Raw genomic sequence first — 19,155 nt, 5'->3', positions numbered from 1 at the left:
GCCGGACGAGGTGTCGGTGTCGTTCTTCTTCGTGCAACCGGTCAGAGCGAGAGTCGCGGCGGTCGCCATGGCGACGGCGATCTTTACATTGGCGCGCATGGATTCCTCGAGGATGAAGTGGTCAGAAAGGGGGGTCGTGCCGCGTTATGAAACGTTTCACGGTGTGAATGCGCTCACGTTACGTCCCTGTGGCAGGAGTGTCAACAGTCACTACCGTCAGTTGATCTTGCTGCTTAAAACCTTTCACCGCCTGTCGTCACCGCAGGCCGATCGGGGCTGTTCACCGTCCGCTGCAGCGACACCACCGGCGCGGCACGACTGGCGCGGCACGACTGGCGCGGCACCCAGTTCGCGGCACACGCGGCACATAGTTCCCGGGCGCGGAGGTGCCTGCGCCGGACGGCCGCCACGGCAGGCGGACGGTCCGGCATCCGCGTCTGCGATCACCACGGGCCGGTGATGCTTCAGCAGCCGGGCTGCCGGGCTCGCCGTGGATCCGGCGCTCGAGGGCCTTGACATCCTCCTCGCCCTAAAGGACGAGGATTCCCTCCACGCTGCGCGTGGAACACGCAACGTCCAGGTGGGTTACCGCTTCTCTGCGCGCCGCCGGGACGAGTCCCGGTCTTACGTACGCTCCACGGTCGTTTGAGTTGTCCGCCTGTCCGGCGGCCAACACGTTCAGCGCCGCGTTCACGTCCCGATCGTGGTGGCCGCCGCAGGGGCAGTCCCACGCTCGGACGTTGAGCGCCATCTTCTCGTTGATGCGGCCACACGCCGAGCACATCCGGGTGGACGGGAAGAACCGATCCACCCGGCCGAAGGTGCGCCCGTACCGCTGCGCCTTGTACTCCAGCATGCCGGTAAAGGCGGCCCAGCCCGCATCGTGCACGGACTTCGCCAGCCGGGTCCGGCCGAGACCGGCAACGCACAGGTCCTCGACGTACACCGCTTGGTTGTCGCGGATGATCGTCGTGGACAGTTTGTGCTGCCAGTCCCGCCGGGTGTCGGCCACCCGGGCGTGCGCCCTGGCGACCTTGGTCACGGCCTTCTTGCGGTTTGTCGAACCCTTCTGCTTGCGAGAGAGCGCCTGTTGCAGCCGCTTGAGCTTGCGCGCGGCGCGGCGCAGGAACTTCGGCGCGGACACCTTCGTACCGTCCGACAGCACGGCGAAGTGCGTCAAGCCGAGGTCGATACCCACCTCGGACTCGCCCGGCGGCAACACCTGGTCGATGCTCTGCACGACGAACGAGGCGAAGTACCGCCCGGCCGCGTCCTTGATGATCGCCACGGACGACGGGTCCGACGGCAAGGTCCGCGACCAGCGGACGGCGAGGTTGCCGATCTTCGGCAACCGCAGGCGGCCGTTGTCCAGGACCTTGAACCTGCTGTTCTTGGTGAAGCGGATGGCCTGCCGATTGTCCTTGCGGGACCGGAACCTGGGCGGGGCCACCTTGCGGCCCTTGCGTTTGCCGGACAGCGAGGTGAAGAAGTTGCGGTAGGCGGTGTTCAGGTCCGCGAGGGCCTGCTGCAACACCACCGCCGACACCTCGCCCAACCACGTCCGTTCGGGAGTCAGTTTCGCCTCGGTGATAAGACGGCGGGACAACTCTGCGTCGCAGATGTACTTCTCGCCCGCCTGGCGCGCGGCCTGGCGCAGGCGCAGCCCATCGTTGAACACCACCCGCGCGCACCCGAACGCCCTGGCCAGTTCGATCTGCTGGCGGGGCGTCGGGTAGACGCGGAAGTTGTACCGCAGCTGCATGAGATTGAGTGTACAGCACTGTACAGTTGACGTCATGACCGACACGAACGAGATCAGCGTGGTGGACCTGCGCAAGAACCTAGCCGACGTCCTGAACGACACCGCCGTGCAGGGCAAGACCTTCTACGTGACCCGCAACGGCCGCCGCATCGCCGCCATCGTGCCGGTCCCCTTGGCCGAGCGCAGCGAGCAGGCGCAGGGTTAAGGCACTGCTCGGGCCTGGCGGCCCTCCCAGCGCGGGCCTTCACCCCCGGCCTGAAGGCCGGAGCACTGGCCCGCGTTCCGGTAGCGGTGGGTACTACAGCCGGCGGACGACGCGGCGGATCCGGCCGGCTGCCCCCGGCGACGACCCCGAGCGGCAAGCCAAGTTGTGGGATCACACCGGGCGACTGCTCGCCGGGAAGTTCGCCACCTGACGGTGTTTCTTACTCATGAAGGTTTTTGACGCTCGCCCGGATTCGGTGCGGCCGCCGCGCGAGTTCATGTTCGCGGGTTACGCCGATCGCGGTTCGGGGGAGATTTCCGCCGTCATCCGTGGACCACGTACCTTCATTTTTCTGCAACATCTGGTTGTTGTACGTGCAACAACAGTCCTACAGTCGGCGGTACTCAACGGCCGGGTGGAAGGACGTCACGGTGTTTCTCGACTCGTCAGACTGGCACGGCAGGATCTACGCCGGCGGCTCGTGGGTGGCCGGCTCCGCGGGCGCGCGCGACGTCGTCGAACCGGCGACGGGGCAGGCCCTGGGCAGCATCGGGATCGCCGGGCCGGACGACGTCGCCCGGGCGGCCGAGACCGCCGCGCAGGCGCAGCGCGCGTGGGCGGCGACGCCGCACACCGAGCGCGCCGCGGTGCTGCGCCGGGCGGGAGCGCTGTGGGCACAGCACGCCGACGAGGTTGCCTGGTGGAACATCCGCGAGGTTGGCGCGGTGCCCGGGATGGCCGGCTTCGCGGTCCACGTGGCCGAGCAGGAATGCTACGAGGCGGCCGGACTGCCCGGCCGCCCGTACGGGGAGCTGCTTCCCAGTGAGCAACCGCGCCTGTCGATGGCCCGGCGGGAGCCGGTGGGGGTCGTGGGCGTGATCTCGCCGTTCAACGTGCCGATCATCCTCGGGATCCGCTCGGTGGCGCCGGCGCTGGCGCTGGGCAACGCGGTGATCCTGAAACCGGACCCGCGCACCGCGGTGACCGGTGGCGTCACCATGGCCCGTATCTTCGAGGAGGCGGGTCTGCCGGCGGGGCTGCTGCAGGTGCTGCCCGGTGGCGCCGACGTCGGCGAGGCCATCGTGACCCATCCGCTGGTCAGGGTGATTTCTTTTACCGGCTCGACCTCGGCCGGACGCCGCGTCGGTGAGCTGGCGGGCAAGCACCTGAAGCGGGCTCACCTGGAGCTCGGCGGCAACTCGGCGCTGATCGTGCTCGATGACGCGGACGTCGACGAGGCCGTGAACCTGGCCGCGTGGGGTGGTTTCTTCCACCAGGGGCAGATCTGCATGACGACCGGGCGGCACCTGGTGCACGAGAGCGTCTACGACGACTTCGTGGAGCGGCTCGCGGCGAAGGCGGCGAAACTTCCCGTCGGCGATCCGGCCCGTGATCAGGTCGCGCTCGGCCCGGTGATCGACGCCGGGCAGCGCGACAAGATTCACGCGCTGGTCGAGGCGAGCACCGCGGCCGGGGCGCGACTCGCCGCCGGCGGCACCTACGAAGGGCTTTTCTACGGCGCGACGGTGCTCGCCGATGCGACACCGGAGACGCCGGCGTTCGCGCAGGAAATCTTCGGCCCGGTGGCACCGGTGGCACGTTTCGCCACCGCCGACGACGCTGCCCGGCTCGCCGCCGAGAGCGAGTACGGCCTGTCGCTGGGCATCGTCACCAAGGACGTGATGCGCGGGCTCGCTCTGGCCGACCGGTTGCCGACCGGCATCGTGCACATCAACGACCAGACCGTCAACGACGAGGCGAATGCCCCGTTCGGCGGCGTGGCGGCCTCCGGCACCGGGTCCCGGTTCGGCGGTGCGGGCGCCAACGTGGACGCGTTCACCGAGACGCGCTGGGTGACCGTTCGCGGACAGGCGCCCACGTATCCGTTCTGAGTGGGTACGGACTCGGACGCCATCGCGGGTGCCGGTCGGCCGGACGAGGAGCCGCCGGCACCCGGGTCCGGCCGCCGGCGAACCGGCCTACCGCGGGCCGGGCTCGGCCCGCGACGTGGGTGTCCGGGCCGGATGACTTAACCTCCTCGCGGCACCTCCGGGAGGGACGACCATGGCCAACGAGTCCGAGAACGACGCTTCCACACCCCCGCACCGGCCGCGCGACATGACGCCGGCGCAGCTCGGGTTCACTCCGGCCAAGCCGGTCGCCTGGCTGTCGCCGGTGCAGCTGGCCGGAACCGGGCTGCGGGTGGCCCTCGCCTCCATCCAGGGCAGCTACCTGGACAAGCGCGAGCTGCAGGGATCATTTCCGGACGAGGTGGACCGTGAGATCGGGCCGGACGGGGACGCCTGGATCGACTTCGTGGCCGACCTCGGGGACGGGTTCGACGCGACGTACTCGGTCGCGTACCTGCTCGCGCAGCCGCAGCTCACGGTCGGTGGCCACGTGTTGCCGCGAGGGCGCGCGCTGGTGCTCGGTGGGGACGAGGTCTACCCGACCCCGAGCACCGAGCGCTACGAGGACCGGCTGATCGGGCCGTATCGCGCGGCACTGCCCTCGGTGCCCGCGGGCGAAGAGACACCTCGGATGTACGCGCTGCCCGGCAACCACGACTGGTACGACGGGCTGACCGCGTTCCTGCGGTTGTTCACCGGCACCCGCCGTACCGAGATCGGCGGTTGGCATCTTCCGCAGAATCGCTCGTACTTCGCGGTGGAGCTTCCCGGCGGCTGGTGGCTGCTCGCCGTCGACGACCAGGCGTCCACCTACATCGACGACCCGCAGTTGGAATACTTCAAACGGGTGGTGGCCGGTTTCGGCCCGGACACGAAAGTCATCGTCGCCTCGGCGAGCCCGACGTGGGTTCAGGGCGTCGACCACGCGATCGTCTACGAGTCGTTGGATTACTTCCTCCGCACGGTCATCGAGCCGACCGGCGCCACCGTGCGTCTGATGCTCTCCGGCGATTGGCACCACTACGCGCGGTACAGCGGCCCGGATCGGGAGCTGATCACGTGTGGTGGTGGCGGCGCCTACCTTTATCCGACACATCAGCTGCCCGAGACGATCCAGGTGCCGCCCGCGCCTCTGCAGACCACGTCGCCCCGGGAAACGTACACGCTCGCCTCGCGCTTTCCGGGCAAGAGACTTTCTCAGGCGTACGCCGCAAGCATCTTCGCTCGTCTGCCCAAGCACAATCCGAGCTTCATCGCGATGCTGGGCGCCGTGCACACCGCTATTCTTCTCGCCGTCGGTGGAGTGATCAGCAGCGATTTCGGCAGTCCCCTGCAGAAGTTCGCGCTGGTGCCGCTCTTCGTTCTGGTGGCCGCGGTGATGGCCGGCGCCTATGCGTTCGCGCATCTCAGTGACTCGGAACTGGGCCGGACCAGGCGGCAGGTGCTCGGCAGCCTGCACGGGGTGGCGCAACTGGGGCTGGCGGCGCTGCTCACCTGGGCGTGGTGGGAATTGCCCCTGCACGACTGGCCATGGCCGTGGTCGCTGATCGCGACGCTGGTCGTCTACGGGGTGGTGTCGGGATTCGCGGGAACCGAGCTCGTGGCCGTCTATCTGCTGTTCGGCGCGCGATTCGGCGTCAACCTGAACGAGCTGTTCTCGGCGCAGGGAATCATCGACTCGAAGTCGTTCCTGCGCATGCACATCGACGCCGACGGGACGCTGACCATCTATCCGCTGGGAATCCGGCGGGCGGCCCGGAAATGGCAGCCGAATCCGGCGGGCGATCCGCATTCGTCCTGGCTGGTGCCGGCGGACAGGTTGCACGCCCACCTGATCGGCGAGCCGATCGTGCTCTCCCCCAAGGCCTGACGGCGGTGTTCCGTGCCCGGCGGTCCATCCGATCAGGATCGCCGGCGCGGGTCCCGCGACCACCGCGGCACGGCAGTCACCGCGGCGGGTCGAGCAGGTGGTCGAGGCCGATGACGGTGATCACGCGCCGCACGATGCCGACCGCGCCGGTCAGCCGGAAGGACAGGCCGGCACGTTCGGCGGCGAGATAACCGGAGATCAGCGCGCTGAGCGATTCCGAGTCGATGAACCGCACCCGGCTCAGGTCGACCAGGATCGGCGCACCGGTCCCCGCCGCGGTGTGCAATGCCGCCCGCAACTCCACCCGGGCGCCGATGTCGAAGGAGCCGGCGAGTTCGATCCGGCACGTCGGCAGCCGGTCACCGTCGGGCCCGATCGGGTGCGCGTGGATCGTGAAGTAGCGGTCCGTTGTTTTGTCCATCTACCACCAGTATGTCCGGCCGCCTGCCGTAAGCCCAGGACGCACCGCAAGGATCACCCGGAAGTGCGCGCCTCGTCGCGGTCAGGCCACCGGCACGGGACCGGCCGGCGCGCACAGCCCTAGGCGCCGGACTGGTCAGCACGGGCAGGTCAGAGCCGTGGTGACGATCGCCGGGCCGAGCGGAGTGGCGCCGCCGGCCCGGATGTGGTGGAGTCGGACGATGCGACTGCATCCGGGCGAGCCCGAGGCCTCCGGCTGGCGGGTGGTGCCCATCGCCGAGGTGGTCCGGCGGCTGCACGCGGCGTCCCCCGGCGTCTCCGGGCGGCCGCGGGTGATCGCGATCGACGGGCGCGGCGGGTCCGGGAAGACGACGCTCGCGGAGCGGCTTCGCGAGCTGGTGCCCGGCTCGGCGGTCGTGCACACCGACGACGTGGCGTGGCATCACGCCTTCTTCGACTGGGGCGACGTCCTCGCCACCACGGTCTTGCAACCCTTGCATCGCGGTACGGCGGTGGACTGCCGCCCGGAAGCCTGGATCGCCCACGGCCGGCCCGGCTCGATCACCGTCCCTGCCGGTGCGACCTTCGTCTGGGTGGAGGGCACCGGCGTCCTGCGTGCGGAGCTAACGCCGTGGCTCGACGCCTCGATCTACCTGCAGGGCGACCTCGACGAGCAGGAACGCCTGCTGGCAGCCCGCGACGGCGACCAGCCTTCGCAGCGGGAGCACGTGGCGAACTGGTTACGCGAGGAACTGCCGTTCATGCTGCGCGAACAGCCCTGGTCCCGCGCCACCGTGATCGCCGCCGGTCCCCCGCACCTCACCCACGACCCCGCCACCGAGGTGGTCGTCGCCCACCGCTGAGCAGCATCCGCGTCACGGTCCGGTCGTAGGTTTCTTACGCCGGAACCGTGAGCAGGCGGGCGGTCTGCCAGCCGCCGCCGGTGAAGTGGCGTTCGGTCACGGTGATGACGCCGTCGCCGGTCGCGATGCGGCTCCAGGAGCTCGGGGTGAGGCGGGTGCGGCGGCTTGTCGACGTGCCGGCCACCACCACTGTGGTGCCGTTCATCGGCCGTACGTCCGGATGGTGGGTGTGCCCGGCCAGCAACAGGTCGGCGCCGGCGCCCAGCAGAGCGCGCCCGTTCATCAGCATCCGCCCGAACGGCGGGTGGTGCAGCGCGACCAGGCGCAGGTCGCCGGGGGGCGCGGCGGCGAAAGTGGACTCCACCAGGGTCACCTGGGAGCGGCGGACCCGGCCGTCCTTCCAGCGCCACCGCGGCATCGACTGCAGGCCCACGGCGGTCAGCCCCGGGACGTGGACCACCGGGTCGAGCTCGGCCGAGATCGCCGCGCGGTAGCGGTCGTAGGGGCGGAACAGGCGTGCCGGGCTGTCCAGCGGCAGGTCATGGTTGCCGGTCACCACCAGGACCGGGGACGGCAGGCGGTCGAGGAACGCCCGGGCCAGCCGGAACTCGGCGGGCCGGGCGCGCATCGTCAGATCCCCGGTGACCACGGTCAGGTGCGGCGCCGCCGCGGCCACATCGGCCACCAGGGACGCCGCCGCCTCGGAGTCGTGGACGCCGAAGTGCAGGTCCGACAGGTGAGCGATGTTCACCTTGCGAGATGGTAGTCCCCGCCCGGGGTGCCGACTGTCCCGCTGAGCCGCCCGGATTCCCGCCTCATCCAGGCGGGATGATTCTTGCGGGCATCCGCGAGACTGACGCGATGAGCGGTGACCTCGACAGTTTTCCCTGCCCCTATTGCGGGGTGGTCGCCCCGGTGGAGGGCGGATGTCCGGGGTGCGGGCGAGCGCCGGACGCCGACGCGATCGACGTCATCCGGCTCAATGCGGAGCTGGTCGCCCTGGGCGCACGGCTGGAGGCGGCCCGGGCCGAGGTGACGGCGGTGGAGACGCGGATCGGGGAGGTCCGGGGACGGCGGGATGTGCTCGCGTCCCGGGTTCGCGCGGCGGTCCGGGCAGCTCTCGACCCGTCTCCCTCCCTGGCTGCCGAACCGCCGGTTCCGGCTGTTCAGGCGCCGGTTGCCGGTGCCGGCCCGGAGCAGGCAGGTGCTTTTCTTCCGTTGCCGCCCTCGACCGAGCGGCGGCTGACGACCCTCACCGCGCAGAACATTCTCTTCGCGCTGGGCGGGTTGTTGCTCGTCGTCGCGGCGGCCGTTTTCACCGCTGTCGCGTGGGCGCAGGTCGGAGTGGCCGGCCGGGCCGCCATTCTGGCCGCCGCAACCGCCGCCGTGCTCGCGGTTCCCCCTTTCGCCGTACGTCGTGGCCTGACCGGCGCCGCGGAGACCCTTGCCGCCGTCGGGCTGCTGATGATCCTGCTCGACGGGTATGCGGCCTGGTCGGTCGACCTGCTCGGGGCAACCGCCCTGCGCCCCGCGACCTTCGCGGCGGTGGTGAGCGCCGTGACCGCCGCGATCGGGTTCGGATACGGCCGGCTTGTCGGTCTCCCCGGGCCGAAGATCTCCGCCCTCGTCATCGCGCAGCCGGTGTTTCCGCTGCTGGCGGCTGCTGTCCACGCGGACGCGACGGGATGGTCGCTCGCACTGAGCGGCACCACGGCGGTGAATGTCGCCGCCCTGCGCCGGGTCCGGTTCGCGACTTCCGGGGTGGGGCCGGTGGCGTACCTCTGCGGTTTCGTCGCCGCTCTCGCGGCCGCGGCTCTCGCGCTCCTGGGGATCGGCGTCGCCGGCGGTGCGGGCGCGACGGCGGCAGCGGGTGGCGCGCTGGTGCTGGTCGCGATCGTGGTCACGGTGGGCGCGGTGCTCGCCGGGCACCGGGTCGCTCAGGCCTGGGCCGCGGGGTTGCTCACGCTGGCTGCCGGCATCGCCGCGAGCGCGTGGTCACTGCGGCTGGGCGACGACGGTACGGCGGTCCTGCGCCTGTCCGTGGTGGCCCTCGTCGTCGCGGTGGCCGCGCGGGCCCTCCGGTCCCGGCTGCCGGAGCCGGTGCGGGACGGGCCGTGGATCTCGGCGCTCGTGGTGGCGGCGGTGCCCGCTCTCGCAGTGGCCGCGAACGTCGTGGTCGCCGCGGGGAACAGCATCGCAGCGGCCCAGCCGATGCTCGGGGCACAGCTGACGGCAACGGTGGGCGCACCGGGCTGGGATCCGAGCGCTGCTACCGGGCCACGATGGGACTTGGTGGTCGCGGCGGTCACCGTCGTCCTCGCCTGCGCCGTCCTGGTGCCCGCCCGGTTCCGCGCCGACCTGGCTCTGGCCGCGCTGGCCACGACGGGTTTCCTGGTGCCCGCGGCGTTCGGCCTGCCGTGGTGGACCGCGGCCGTTCTGGGCATGGTTGTTTCCTCCGCCGCGCTGGCAACGGTGATCTCTGCCGGGCCCGGCTGGGCGGCGCTCACCGGCCGGGAAGCGCGGGCGTCCCGGGCCGCGCGGCTCACGGTGACCGTGGTTGCCGCCACCCACGCGCTGGTCGCCGACCTCGGCGATGCGGGAGTCGGGTCCGGCGTGTGCGCGGCTGTCGCCGTGATCGCCGTCGGCACCGCCCTGTTCGTCCGCCGCCGACCTGTCGAAGGAAAGAACCTTCTCGGCGAGGCAGCCATGGTCGTCGGGCTCGTCGCTGTGGCACCCACGGTCTGGCTCGGCCTGATCGCGGCGGAGACTTCCTTCACCGTGCAGGTCCGGGCCCTCTTCGCGGTGACCGTGCTGATGTGTCTGGCCGCCCGCCGGATCCCCGGGTACGAACCGTGGTCGACCGGGGTCGCCCTGCTGCTGGTGACCAGCACTCCGCTGTGGAGCGCCGCCGGCGACGATCCGGCGCAGCTCTACGCCGGCGCGGCCCTGATCCTGGTCGCCACCCTGCGGACAGCCCCGCTCGCGCCGATCGCCGCGGCCCTGCTCGCAGTCGGTCTGCTGGCCTTCACCGCGGAGGACCTCGCGGCGCTGCTGGCTCTCGACGGGCCGAGCACGCCGCCGGTGTCCTGGGCAACGGTCGCCGCGATCCTGATGACCGCGGCCGCGGCCTGGCTCGCCCTCTCGGCGTGGACCGCGGCCCCGCTGCTCGCCACGGCCGTCCCCCTCGCACTGGCGGCAGCCCGGGCACCGTGGCCGACGGTCCCGCTGTCGCAGGTGGTGGCCGGTCTCGCCGGCGTGCTGGCGCTCACCTTGACCCACCGCAGCCGCGCGTCGACGGTCACCGGCGGCCCGCCCGCTGACGAGCCACGGGTTGCGTCCGGCACGAGCAGCCGGCCGTCGCGAGCGGGCGTGTCAATGCTGGACGGGCGGCGACCGGTGCTCCTGAGCGCCTTCGGGCTGCTTGCCGCCGCCGGGGTCGCCGGTGCGGCATCGCGACCGGGAGCCCTGCTGGCAGCCTTCGCTCTGGTCGCCGTGGCCGGAGTGTCCGCCGGCCTGGCGGGGCGCGACCTGACGAGCCGCGTCACCGGCTGGGCGGGCGGATCTGCGGCGCTGGTCGTGGTGGCCCACATCGGGGCACACGGCCTGGCCGGCCTGGAACCCGGCGGTGTCGCGCTGACCGTCCTCGCCGCCGCGGCCGCCCTCATGGTCCTCGCCTGGGTCCTGGCCACGTACCGCCCGCGCGAGGCTCTTGCGGTCAGCGCGGTGGCCCAGGTGTCGGCGCTGGTCGCCCTGCTGACCGCCGGCACCCTCAGCCGGGCGGCACTGATCGCCACGCTGTGGGCGGCCGTCCTGGCGATCCGAGCGTTGCGGCCGGACGAGTCGCTGCCGGTCCGCTTCCGGTACGCGCTCGGCGCCGCCGGGTGCGCGCTGCTCGGATGGTGGTTGTTTCTCTCCGCCAGGCAGGCCGGCACGGCGGAGCTCTACACCGTGCCGGCCGCCGCGCTCGCTCTGCTGGCCGGCTGGCGGGCCCGCCGGAGCCGGCCCGAGCTGCCGTCCTGGACCGCCTACGGCGCGGCGCTGGCCGCCGGGTTCCTCCCCACCCTGGCGGTGATCTCGGCCAGCAGCCCGGACGAGCCGCAATACGCCCGCCGGTTGCTGCTCGGACTGGCCGGCCTGGCGGTGCTCGTCGCCGGAGCGCTCGCCCGGCTGCAGGCGCCGGCGGTCTGCGGCGCGGTCGTGGTGGGCCTGACCGCCCTGCACGAACTCGCCCAGGTCTGGGACCTGGTGCCGCGCTGGGTGCCCCTCGCGATCGGCGGCATGCTCCTGGTCGGTGTCGCCACCACGCTCGAGCAGCGGCGGCGTGATCTGCGCCGGCTGCGGGAGACGGTGGGCCGGATGAGTTGAACGACGGCAGCTTCGGCCGATTGAACCGCACCGACGTATACGCCTTGAATGGACGACATGAGCGACACGGGTAACGGCATGCTGGCACGGATCCGCGACGGCCTCCTCGGCGCCGGGCAACTCCTCGACGGACCGTTCGGTCCGCGGCGGATCACCTACGCGGACTACACGGCATCCGGGCAGGCGCTCGACTTCGTCGAAGATTTCCTCCGCGATCAGGTGCTGACCCGCTATGCCAACACGCACACCGAGGCGTCCGCGACCGGAGCGCAGACCGGGGCACTGCGTGAGGAGGCGCGGGCGATCATCCACCGCAGCGTCGGCGCCGGGCCGGACCACGTGGTGATCTTCTGCGGCTCCGGGGCGACGGCCGCGGTGGCCAAGCTGGCCGGGCTGCTCGGACTGCGCATTCCAGAAAACCTCGACGACCGGTACGGGCTGGCCGCGCACATCCCCCGCGACCAGCGTCCCGTGGTCTTCGTGGGGCCCTACGAGCACCACTCCAACGAGTTGCCCTGGCGTGAGTCCATCGCCGATGTCGTCGAGATCGCGTCGGACGGCACCGGGCACGTGGACCTCGACGCCCTGCGGGAGGCGCTGATCGCGTACGCGGACCGCCCCGTCCGGATCGGCAGCTTCTCCGCCGCGTCGAACGTCACCGGCATCCTGACCGACACGGCGGCCGTCTCCGCCGTCCTGCGCGAGCACGGCGCGCTGTCGGTGTGGGACTACGCCGCGGCAGGACCGTACGTGCCGATCTCGATGGCCGGCAAGGACGCCGTCTTCCTGTCGCCGCACAAGTTCGCCGGCGGCCCGCAGACCCCGGGTGTCCTGGTCGTCGACCGGCGGCTGATGACCAACCGGGTGCCGGTCACCCCGGGCGGCGGCACCGTGGCGTACGTCGATCCGACCGGCCACCGCTACCTCGAGGACCCGGTCGTCCGGGAGGAGGGCGGCACCCCGGCGATCGTCGAGTCGATCCGTGCCGGGCTGGTGTTCGCGGTGAAGGACGCCGTCGGCACCGACCTGATCGCCGCTCGCGAGCACGCTCTGTGGCAGCGTGCCAAGCAGCGCTGGCTCGCCGAGCCACACATCGAGATCCTCGGTGACGCCGAAGCCGACCGCCTGTCGATTGTTTCCTTCCAGATCCGCGCCGGTGACAAGTACCTGCACCACAACTACGTGGCCGCGCTGCTCAACGACCTGTTCGGCATCCAGGCCCGTAGCGGCTGCTCGTGTGCCGGGCCGTACGGGCACCGGCTGCTCGGCATCGACGAGGCGCACTCCCGCGAGTTCCGGGACGAGATCCTCGACGGCTGGGAGGGCATCAAGCCGGGCTGGTCGCGGCTCAACTTCAACTACTTCATCTCCGACACGGTCGCGGACTACCTGATCGAGGCGGTGCTGCTGATCGCCCGGCACGGTTCGCGCCTGCTGCCGGACTACCGGTTCGATCCGCGTACGGGGCGGTGGGCACATGTGCGGCACACTCCCCCGACCGTGCGGCTCGCCGACCTGCGGCTGGCCGCCGACGGCACGGTCACGACACCACCGGTGCCCACGGCCACCGTGGGCGAGGACGCGCTCGCGGGTTACCTGGACGAGGCCCGGGCGGTGCTCGCGGCCCGCACGGAGCCGGCCGATGGCGTACGCCTCGATCTGCCCGCGGGTTTCGAGAAGCTCCGCTGGTTCCTTCTTCCGGACGGTTGCCTGCGCTGACCGCCGGCTCGCGGGTCAGGTGAGAAGAGAGGCACGATCTCCTGACCGCCCGGGTACGGCTCGCCGATGATGGGTGATCATGACAGCATTCGACAATCGGGCCGGGGCAGCGCTGGTGACCGGCGTCGGCAGCCCTCAGGGCATCGGCTTCGCGATCACGCAGGAACTGATCGCGGCCGGCTTCCGGGTCGCGATCACGGCCACCACCGGACGCGTCCACGACCGGGCCGCCGAGCTCGGCAACGACACCGTCGGCCTGGTCGCCGACCTGCGCGACCGCGAGCAGGCACAACGCCTGGTCGCTGACGTCCGCGCCACGATCGGCGACCCGGTCGTGCTGGTCAACAACGCCGGCATGGCTCAGACCGGGCACGGTGACCGCTCCGCCGAGCTCGGCGACCTCGACCCCGCCGAGTTCGACCGGCAGCTCGCCGTGAGCCTGACCACCTGTTTCAACGTGACCCGCCTGGTGCTGCCGCACATGGTCGCACGGGGACACGGGCGGGTGGTCAACATCTCCTCGGTGACCGGTCCCCTGGTCAGCGTTCCGGGCCAGTCGGCGTACGCCGCGGCGAAGGCCGGCATGGACGCACTGACCCGCACGTGGGCGCTGGAGGCAGGCCCCTACGGCGTGACCGTGAACAGCGTCGCGCCGGGCTGGATCGCGACCGCGTCCAGCACCCCGGAGGAACTGAGGGCCGGTGCCGCGACCCCGGTGGGCCGCCCGGGCCGGCCGGACGAGGTGGCGGCCGCGGTCGCCTTCCTCGCCTCGCCGAAGGCCGCCTACATCACCGGCCAGGTGATCGTCGTCGACGGCGGCAACCAGCTCGACGAACGCCGAGCCTGACCGCGCCCTGACACGGCGACCCCCGGGTCGGCGCTACGCAGACTTGTGTACGTCCACGTGCGCACCGGGCTGACGCCGTTGCTGAACGGCCCGCCGATGATCGAGCCGTGACCAATGAGCGTTCGGCCGGGTCCGCGGAGCCGACATGGGTGGCTCGGCGCGAGTTCCGGACGGCGGTCGCGGCGCACGCCTATGGCCACCGTCCGGACCGCCGGCCGCGGGTACTGCGACCGGTGGATCCGGAGCCGGATCGGTGTGGTCGGTGACAATTCAGTTCCGGGTCCGGTCGGCCAGGGTGTTGAGCAGGGCCGCACCGGTGACGGCGTCGTCGACGGTCACCACCAGGGAGCGGCCGCCGCTGCGTTCGACGAGCAGCCCGGTACCTGAGCGAAGCACGACACCGACCCGGCCGCCGCGGCCCAGGCGCCAGCCCCAGCCGCCGAACTGGCGCACCGCGTTCACCTCGGTGACCGACGCACGCTGCACCTCGTCGGCCGGGACGTGCGTGCCCGGCCAGCCCACCAGCGAACGCACGGTCAGCCCGGTGGCGTCGACCCGCACCGTGAAGGCGAACATCGTGGTGAACAGCACCACCAGCAGCACCGGCACGACCAGCAGCGCCCATTGCCGCAGCAGCACGGCGAGCAGAGTGGTGACGACGACCGCGATGCCGCCCACGACCAGTCCGGGGCCGCCGTCGGCGCGGCGGATCCACACGGCACGCTCGTCGCCGGTCAGGCCGAGGCGCGGGGCGTCCGCGGCGACCGGCCCACCGGCCGGCTCGTGCGGGTCGCCGGGCACCAGCAGGGCTGCGGCGATCGCGGGCACCAGCGGCACGACGATCGCGGCGGTGACGGCCCATCCTCGTACCGTCGCTTGATGGGCGTCCTGCAGGCCGCGCTGGGAACCGGCCGTGAGCAGCAGCAGGGCCCCGCCGAGGCCACCGGTCCAGACGGTCGACGCCGCCACCATCCGCCGGGTCGCCGCGGTGGCACCCCAGAACCAGGCGATCGCGCCGAACAGGCCGCAGAAAAGAACCACCATCAGCGCGGTGCTGAACAGCAGAAGATCCAACGACATGAAATCGTCCGGTACGGAGGAGCGCCCGCCCCAGTGTGTGGCGAGTGGATCCGGCAGGTCGTTGCGCCAGGTCCAGACGATGGCGGAAGTGACCGCCAGCACGCCGAGCGCCGCCAGGGTGGACCACAGCGCTGTCTTGCGGGCCGGTGCCCGCCAGGAATGGGTCGTCATCGGCTCATGGCCTCCTTGAGCAGCACGGTCAGGGTTTCGGTGGAGATGTTCGCCGAGCGCGCCGCGTCGACCAGTGCCACGAGCGCCTTCTGCACCGGGGACATGTCGGTGGCGGCCCGTGCGGTGACGACGGCGCCGCGGCCGCGGCGGAGCTCGATCAGGCCCTCGTCGCGCAGTTGCTGGTACGCCTTGAGCACGGTGTGGACGTTGAGGTCCAGCGAGTCCGCGAGTTCGCGGGCGGCCGGCAGTCGGTCGCCGGGCCGCAGCTCGTTGCGGGCGGCGGCGATGTGCGCCTGGGCGGCGAGTTGCGCATACAGCGGTTCGTCGCCGGCCGGGTCGATCCTCCAGAGCATGCCCAGACTCTACTTGTTCTATTGCAACTAGAACAAGTCTTCGAGTCTTCGGCTTCGACAAGACGCTCGACGAGGATCCCGCTGTCATGCACGGCCCCGGGCGACCCGGGCGCGAACGGTCGGCGCCGGCCTGGTCACCGCCCCGCAGGCCGGGTGGCCGACATCGCCATCGCGGAAGAGTTAGGGCCGGCGGCAACGGCATCTGGCCGCCAAGCTCAGCCCGCGCCGCCGGTACACAAGAGACTACCCAACGGAGTCGCCGTCACACCTGTCCGTGACACTCGACACTGGAATGATCTTCACGATGCTGCGGCGGGCGGTGAGCCACCGCGACGCCGTCGCGGCGACGACGGAGACGGCGAGCAGGGCGACGCTGCCGGCGACGTCGAGGAGGTAATGGTTCCCGGTGGCGAGCACGTCCGCGGCCATGAGCAGCGGGAACAACCACACCAGCAGCGCCGCGCGCGGGTGGGCGCCGCGCAGTGCGCACCACATGGCGTACCCGCACCACAGCGACCATCCGACGTGCATGCTCGGCATGGCCGTGAAGTGGCTCGGGTTCGTCCAGCTCTCCCGCGAGGCCTCGCCCAGGATGTCGTACCGGGCGACGAGGTCGGCCGCGCCCGGCAGGGCGAGACGTGGTGGCGACATCGGCACCGACCAGTAGACCGGCAGGACGAGGGCCATCATCGCGACCATTGTCCGGCGCACCTTGCGGTAGACGCCGGCATGCCGGAGCAAGACCCACAGCAGTACGCCGGCGACCGCCACGTAGTACAGCCGGTACAGACAGACCGCCGCACGACTCCACCCCGGACTCCCCGCGAGCCAGCCGTTGACCTCGCGCTCGATGTCCAGGTGCATCGCATGTTCCGCCGACTGCAGGGTCAGCGCGTTGGCGGTCGCGGCCACGACGTCTCTGCCCACCGCGGCGTCCAGGCGCACGAACAGCACGAACCAGAGCACCAGCGCGATCAGCTCGACGAGCACGCCAGGGCGCTCACCGGCACCCCGGAAAAGCACGCCTGCCCGGGTACGCACGGTGGGCTGCGACCGGGTGGGAACCGCCGCCGGCTCCGGACCGTCCCCGGCTGTCCGCCGGGGACGGTGACGCCTGCCCAGCGGCGATGCGGTCACGCGGTCACCATAGCGACTACCGCGCCACGCGCCGACCGGCGTGGACATTCTCGACGCTCCGCGGCCCCGGCGCCGAACCGCAGGTCACCCCACGGCGCACGCGGTCCCGTTGACCGTGAAGGCTGTCGGCGGCGCGTTGGTGCCGGTGTAGGTGCCGTTGAAGCCGGCGCTGACCGACGCCCCGGGCGCCACCGCACCGTTCCACGCCTGGCTGACCGCGGTCACCTGCGCGCCCGTCTGGGTCCAGGTCGCCGACCAGCCCTGGCTGACCTTCTGGTTGCCCGGGAACGTGAAGCCTGCCGTCCACGAGGTCCACGGCGCCGTGCCGGTGTTGGTGACGGTGAGCGTTCCGGTGAAGCCGCTGCCCCAGTCGCTGGTCGTGTACGTCACCCGGCACCCGGGGCCCGGCACCGAACTGGTCGACGGCGACGGCGAGATCGACGGCGGTGTGGACGGTGACGGCGGTGTGGACGGTGACGGCGGCGTGGAGGAGGACGTGGAGACCGACGGGGACGGGGAGACCGAGCCCGGCTCGCTGCCCCAGATCAGCCGGCCGGCCTCGTACAGCGGGACGGCGCGGTTCACCGCGGTGCCCGCCAGGTAGGACGGATCGTTGGACGGGTCCCAGGTGCCGCCGTCAGCGGTGCCGACCTTGAACTGCACCTCCATCCGGTACGCCGACTGCCCGGCCGGCGCGATCGTGTGCCCGGCGCAGTCGACCTCGACGTACCACAGGTCGCCGGAGACCTGCGTGGCCGTCGACGGCGACGGGCAGCCCTGGGTGTAGCCCGGGGTCACCTGGAGGGCCGTGGTGCCCTCGCGGCGGAAGTAGTACCGGTAGGACACGCTGGTCAGGGCCCTGGCCGGGTACGCCGACTTGTTGTAGACCATCACCTTGAGCGCGGTGGCGCGCGGCTCGTTCTGCATCACCGTCGTCTCCACGGTGATCTCGTCCTGGTCCGGCTTCTCGGCCTGCGGGAAGCCGGCCTGCGGGGTGCCGCCGTACTCCTGGTAGAGCCGGGCCACCGCCGAGGTGAAGCCGGCGTTGTAGTCGGTGGCGACCTCGTTCATGACGTAGTCGCTGCGCTGGTCGGTGTACGCGTCGTCGGGTGAGGACGGCCCGCCGACCAGGGCGCCGTACAGCACGTGGCGGGTCTCGGCGGGCACGGTCATGTTGTCCCACCAGGAGCCGTGCGCCGTACGGTGGTGGGGGTTCTTCGGTGCGCCGGCGCCGAACCCGATCACGTAGCTGGACTGCCGCGGGTTGTCGCCCAGCGCGTAGTTGATCTGCCGGACGGCGAAGTCGTGGTAACGGGTCCGGCGCGTGGTGTCGGCCGTCTTGTCGCTGTAGACCAGCGCCACGAACGCGGTGTTGGCGGCGTACCGCAGCGAGCCCCAGCTGTCCAGGACGGCCTCGCCGCCCGGGGAGTAGCGCACCTTCTCGCCGTTGACGCCGACGGTCCACCAGTCGAGCCAGCGGTTCGCGTCGTCGACGTACTTCTGCTTGCCGGTCAGGTTGGCCAGCAGCACGTACGCGCCGAATTGCTTGTTGTCCCAGGCGATCGTCCACTTGTAGGAGTGGGTCGAGGTCTGCGGTTCGGTGCCGAGCGCGTCGTACTCGCTCTCCGCCTTGCTCAGGTACGCGGCCTCGCCCGTCGCCCGGTACAGCCAGATCGCGCCCCAGACCAGCTCGTCCTGGTAGCCGCTCCAGGATTTGTAGTACGCGGCCGCGTCGGTGATGCAGTCGCTGTACGCCTTGCGCACGGTGTCGGCGAAGGTGTACAGCTGCCGTGCGTGGCCGAGCAGTTTGTCGGCGTACGCCGGATCGGTGGGCCTGAAGACGATGGAGCTGGCCGCCATCGCGGCGGCGGTCTCCCCGGCCAGGTCCGATCCGCCGCAGGTGGCGTCGATCTTGTAGGCGGGCCGGGCCATCGGCATCACCTCGGCGGGACCCCACCACTTGTGGTCGTCGTCGCCCTTGCCGATCTGCCCGTAGAGCACGTTCGCCGACGGGTGCGCCTTCATGAAGTAGTCGTTGGGCACCCGCAGGTTGTTCAGCAGCGTGGTCAGCTGGCCGGAGGAGGCGTACGCGTCGCGGTACTCGACGGCGCCCCAGGCCAGCATCGTGGTGGTGAACGCCATCGGGAACCCGAACTTGACGTGGTCGCCCGCGTCGAACCAGCCGCCGGTCAGGTCCCGTCCGACGTCGGCGCCGTCGCCCAGCGCCGCGTCGCCGCGCCAGGACACATGGCTCCACGACGGTTTCGGGCCGGCGATCTGCGCCTGGTAGAAGAACATCGACTTCTGCAGGGCCTCGCCGTAGTTGTAGGCGCCCGCGGCGGCGGCGGGCCCGCCGATCAGGGGAAGCGCGGCGAGCACGGCGAGCAGGGCCACGACGGGGACGAGCAGACGGCGCATGGCGACCTCTTCAACGTTGGGAGCGCTCCCACACA

Annotated in this window: 14 protein-coding genes; 7 read left to right on the top strand and 7 right to left on the bottom strand. The window is 71.3% G+C overall.

The genetic code is table 11. The annotated features are described in order from the left end of the window. Positions 1–529 precede the first annotated feature (529 nt). Complete coding sequence (locus Acy02nite_RS43185) at positions 530–1,762, bottom strand: RNA-guided endonuclease InsQ/TnpB family protein (protein ID WP_203755176.1); 1,233 nt, start codon at positions 1,760–1,762, stop codon at positions 530–532. Between the two features lie 34 nt (positions 1,763–1,796). Here Acy02nite_RS43185 and Acy02nite_RS43180 point away from each other — a divergent pair, with 34 nt between their 5' ends. The 3 genes from Acy02nite_RS43180 (at position 1,797) to Acy02nite_RS43170 (ending at position 5,747) form a co-directional block, all read left to right on the top strand. Next, a complete protein-coding gene (locus Acy02nite_RS43180; RefSeq protein ID WP_239175819.1) occupies positions 1,797–1,967 on the top strand; it encodes a type II toxin-antitoxin system Phd/YefM family antitoxin in 171 nt (56 codons plus the stop codon). A 431-nt stretch (positions 1,968–2,398) separates the two neighbouring features. Continuing rightward, positions 2,399–3,859, top strand: coding sequence for a benzaldehyde dehydrogenase (locus tag Acy02nite_RS43175; protein WP_203755170.1), 1,461 nt, complete (start codon positions 2,399–2,401; stop codon positions 3,857–3,859). Between the two features lie 172 nt (positions 3,860–4,031). Further along, positions 4,032–5,747 carry a metallophosphoesterase family protein gene (locus tag Acy02nite_RS43170; RefSeq protein WP_203755167.1) on the top strand — a complete coding sequence of 572 codons (1,716 nt, stop codon included), beginning with the start codon at positions 4,032–4,034 and terminating at the stop codon, positions 5,745–5,747. Between the two features lie 76 nt (positions 5,748–5,823). On the opposite strand, the gene Acy02nite_RS43165 is transcribed toward Acy02nite_RS43170, so the two are convergent. Then, positions 5,824–6,168 (bottom strand): STAS domain-containing protein, encoded by a 345-nt coding sequence (locus tag Acy02nite_RS43165; RefSeq protein WP_203755164.1) that lies wholly within the window; start codon positions 6,166–6,168, stop codon positions 5,824–5,826. 220 nt (positions 6,169–6,388) lie between these two features. Between Acy02nite_RS43165 and Acy02nite_RS43160 the strand changes: the two genes are divergently transcribed. Beyond that, positions 6,389–7,030 (top strand): uridine kinase family protein, encoded by a 642-nt coding sequence (locus tag Acy02nite_RS43160; RefSeq protein WP_239175818.1) that lies wholly within the window; start codon positions 6,389–6,391, stop codon positions 7,028–7,030. A gap of 34 nt (positions 7,031–7,064) precedes the next feature. On the opposite strand, the gene Acy02nite_RS43155 is transcribed toward Acy02nite_RS43160, so the two are convergent. Continuing rightward, positions 7,065–7,781 (bottom strand): metallophosphoesterase family protein, encoded by a 717-nt coding sequence (locus Acy02nite_RS43155; protein ID WP_203755160.1) that lies wholly within the window; start codon positions 7,779–7,781, stop codon positions 7,065–7,067. A gap of 110 nt (positions 7,782–7,891) precedes the next feature. On the opposite strand from Acy02nite_RS43155, the gene Acy02nite_RS43150 reads away from it, so the two are divergent. The 3 genes from Acy02nite_RS43150 (at position 7,892) to Acy02nite_RS43140 (ending at position 13,961) form a co-directional block, all read left to right on the top strand. Further along, positions 7,892–11,395, top strand: a complete 3,504-nt coding sequence (locus Acy02nite_RS43150) for an SCO7613 C-terminal domain-containing membrane protein (RefSeq protein ID WP_203755157.1) — start codon at positions 7,892–7,894, stop codon at positions 11,393–11,395. A 57-nt stretch (positions 11,396–11,452) separates the two neighbouring features. Beyond that, entirely contained in the window at positions 11,453–13,114 is a 1,662-nt protein-coding gene (locus Acy02nite_RS43145; RefSeq protein WP_203755154.1) for an aminotransferase class V-fold PLP-dependent enzyme, read from the top strand. A gap of 79 nt (positions 13,115–13,193) precedes the next feature. Next, positions 13,194–13,961, top strand: coding sequence for an SDR family NAD(P)-dependent oxidoreductase (locus Acy02nite_RS43140; RefSeq protein ID WP_203755151.1), 768 nt, complete (start codon positions 13,194–13,196; stop codon positions 13,959–13,961). A gap of 270 nt (positions 13,962–14,231) precedes the next feature. Here Acy02nite_RS43140 and Acy02nite_RS43135 read toward each other — a convergent pair whose 3' ends face one another. The 4 genes from Acy02nite_RS43135 to Acy02nite_RS43120 all read right to left on the bottom strand — a co-directional run bounded on the left by Acy02nite_RS43135 (position 14,232) and on the right by Acy02nite_RS43120 (position 19,120). After that, on the bottom strand, positions 14,232–15,212 hold the full coding sequence (locus Acy02nite_RS43135) for a hypothetical protein (RefSeq protein ID WP_203755149.1): 981 nt from the start codon (positions 15,210–15,212) through the stop codon (positions 14,232–14,234). Then, positions 15,209–15,565 carry a GntR family transcriptional regulator gene (locus Acy02nite_RS43130; RefSeq protein ID WP_203755147.1) on the bottom strand — a complete coding sequence of 119 codons (357 nt, stop codon included), beginning with the start codon at positions 15,563–15,565 and terminating at the stop codon, positions 15,209–15,211. The genes Acy02nite_RS43135 and Acy02nite_RS43130 overlap by 4 nt, the downstream gene beginning before the upstream one ends. 243 nt (positions 15,566–15,808) lie before the next feature. Next, positions 15,809–16,702 carry a phosphatase PAP2 family protein gene (locus Acy02nite_RS43125; protein ID WP_239175816.1) on the bottom strand — a complete coding sequence of 298 codons (894 nt, stop codon included), beginning with the start codon at positions 16,700–16,702 and terminating at the stop codon, positions 15,809–15,811. A gap of 84 nt (positions 16,703–16,786) precedes the next feature. Continuing rightward, the gene (locus Acy02nite_RS43120) at positions 16,787–19,120 is read right to left on the bottom strand and encodes a glycoside hydrolase family 9 protein (RefSeq protein WP_203755141.1); all 2,334 of its coding nucleotides are present in this window, start codon (positions 19,118–19,120) and stop codon (positions 16,787–16,789) included. Positions 19,121–19,155 lie beyond the last annotated feature (35 nt).

The organism is Actinoplanes cyaneus (assembly GCF_016862095.1).
GTDB lineage: Bacteria > Actinomycetota > Actinomycetes > Mycobacteriales > Micromonosporaceae > Actinoplanes > Actinoplanes cyaneus.
This window is presented reverse-complemented; position numbering and strand designations above follow the sequence as displayed.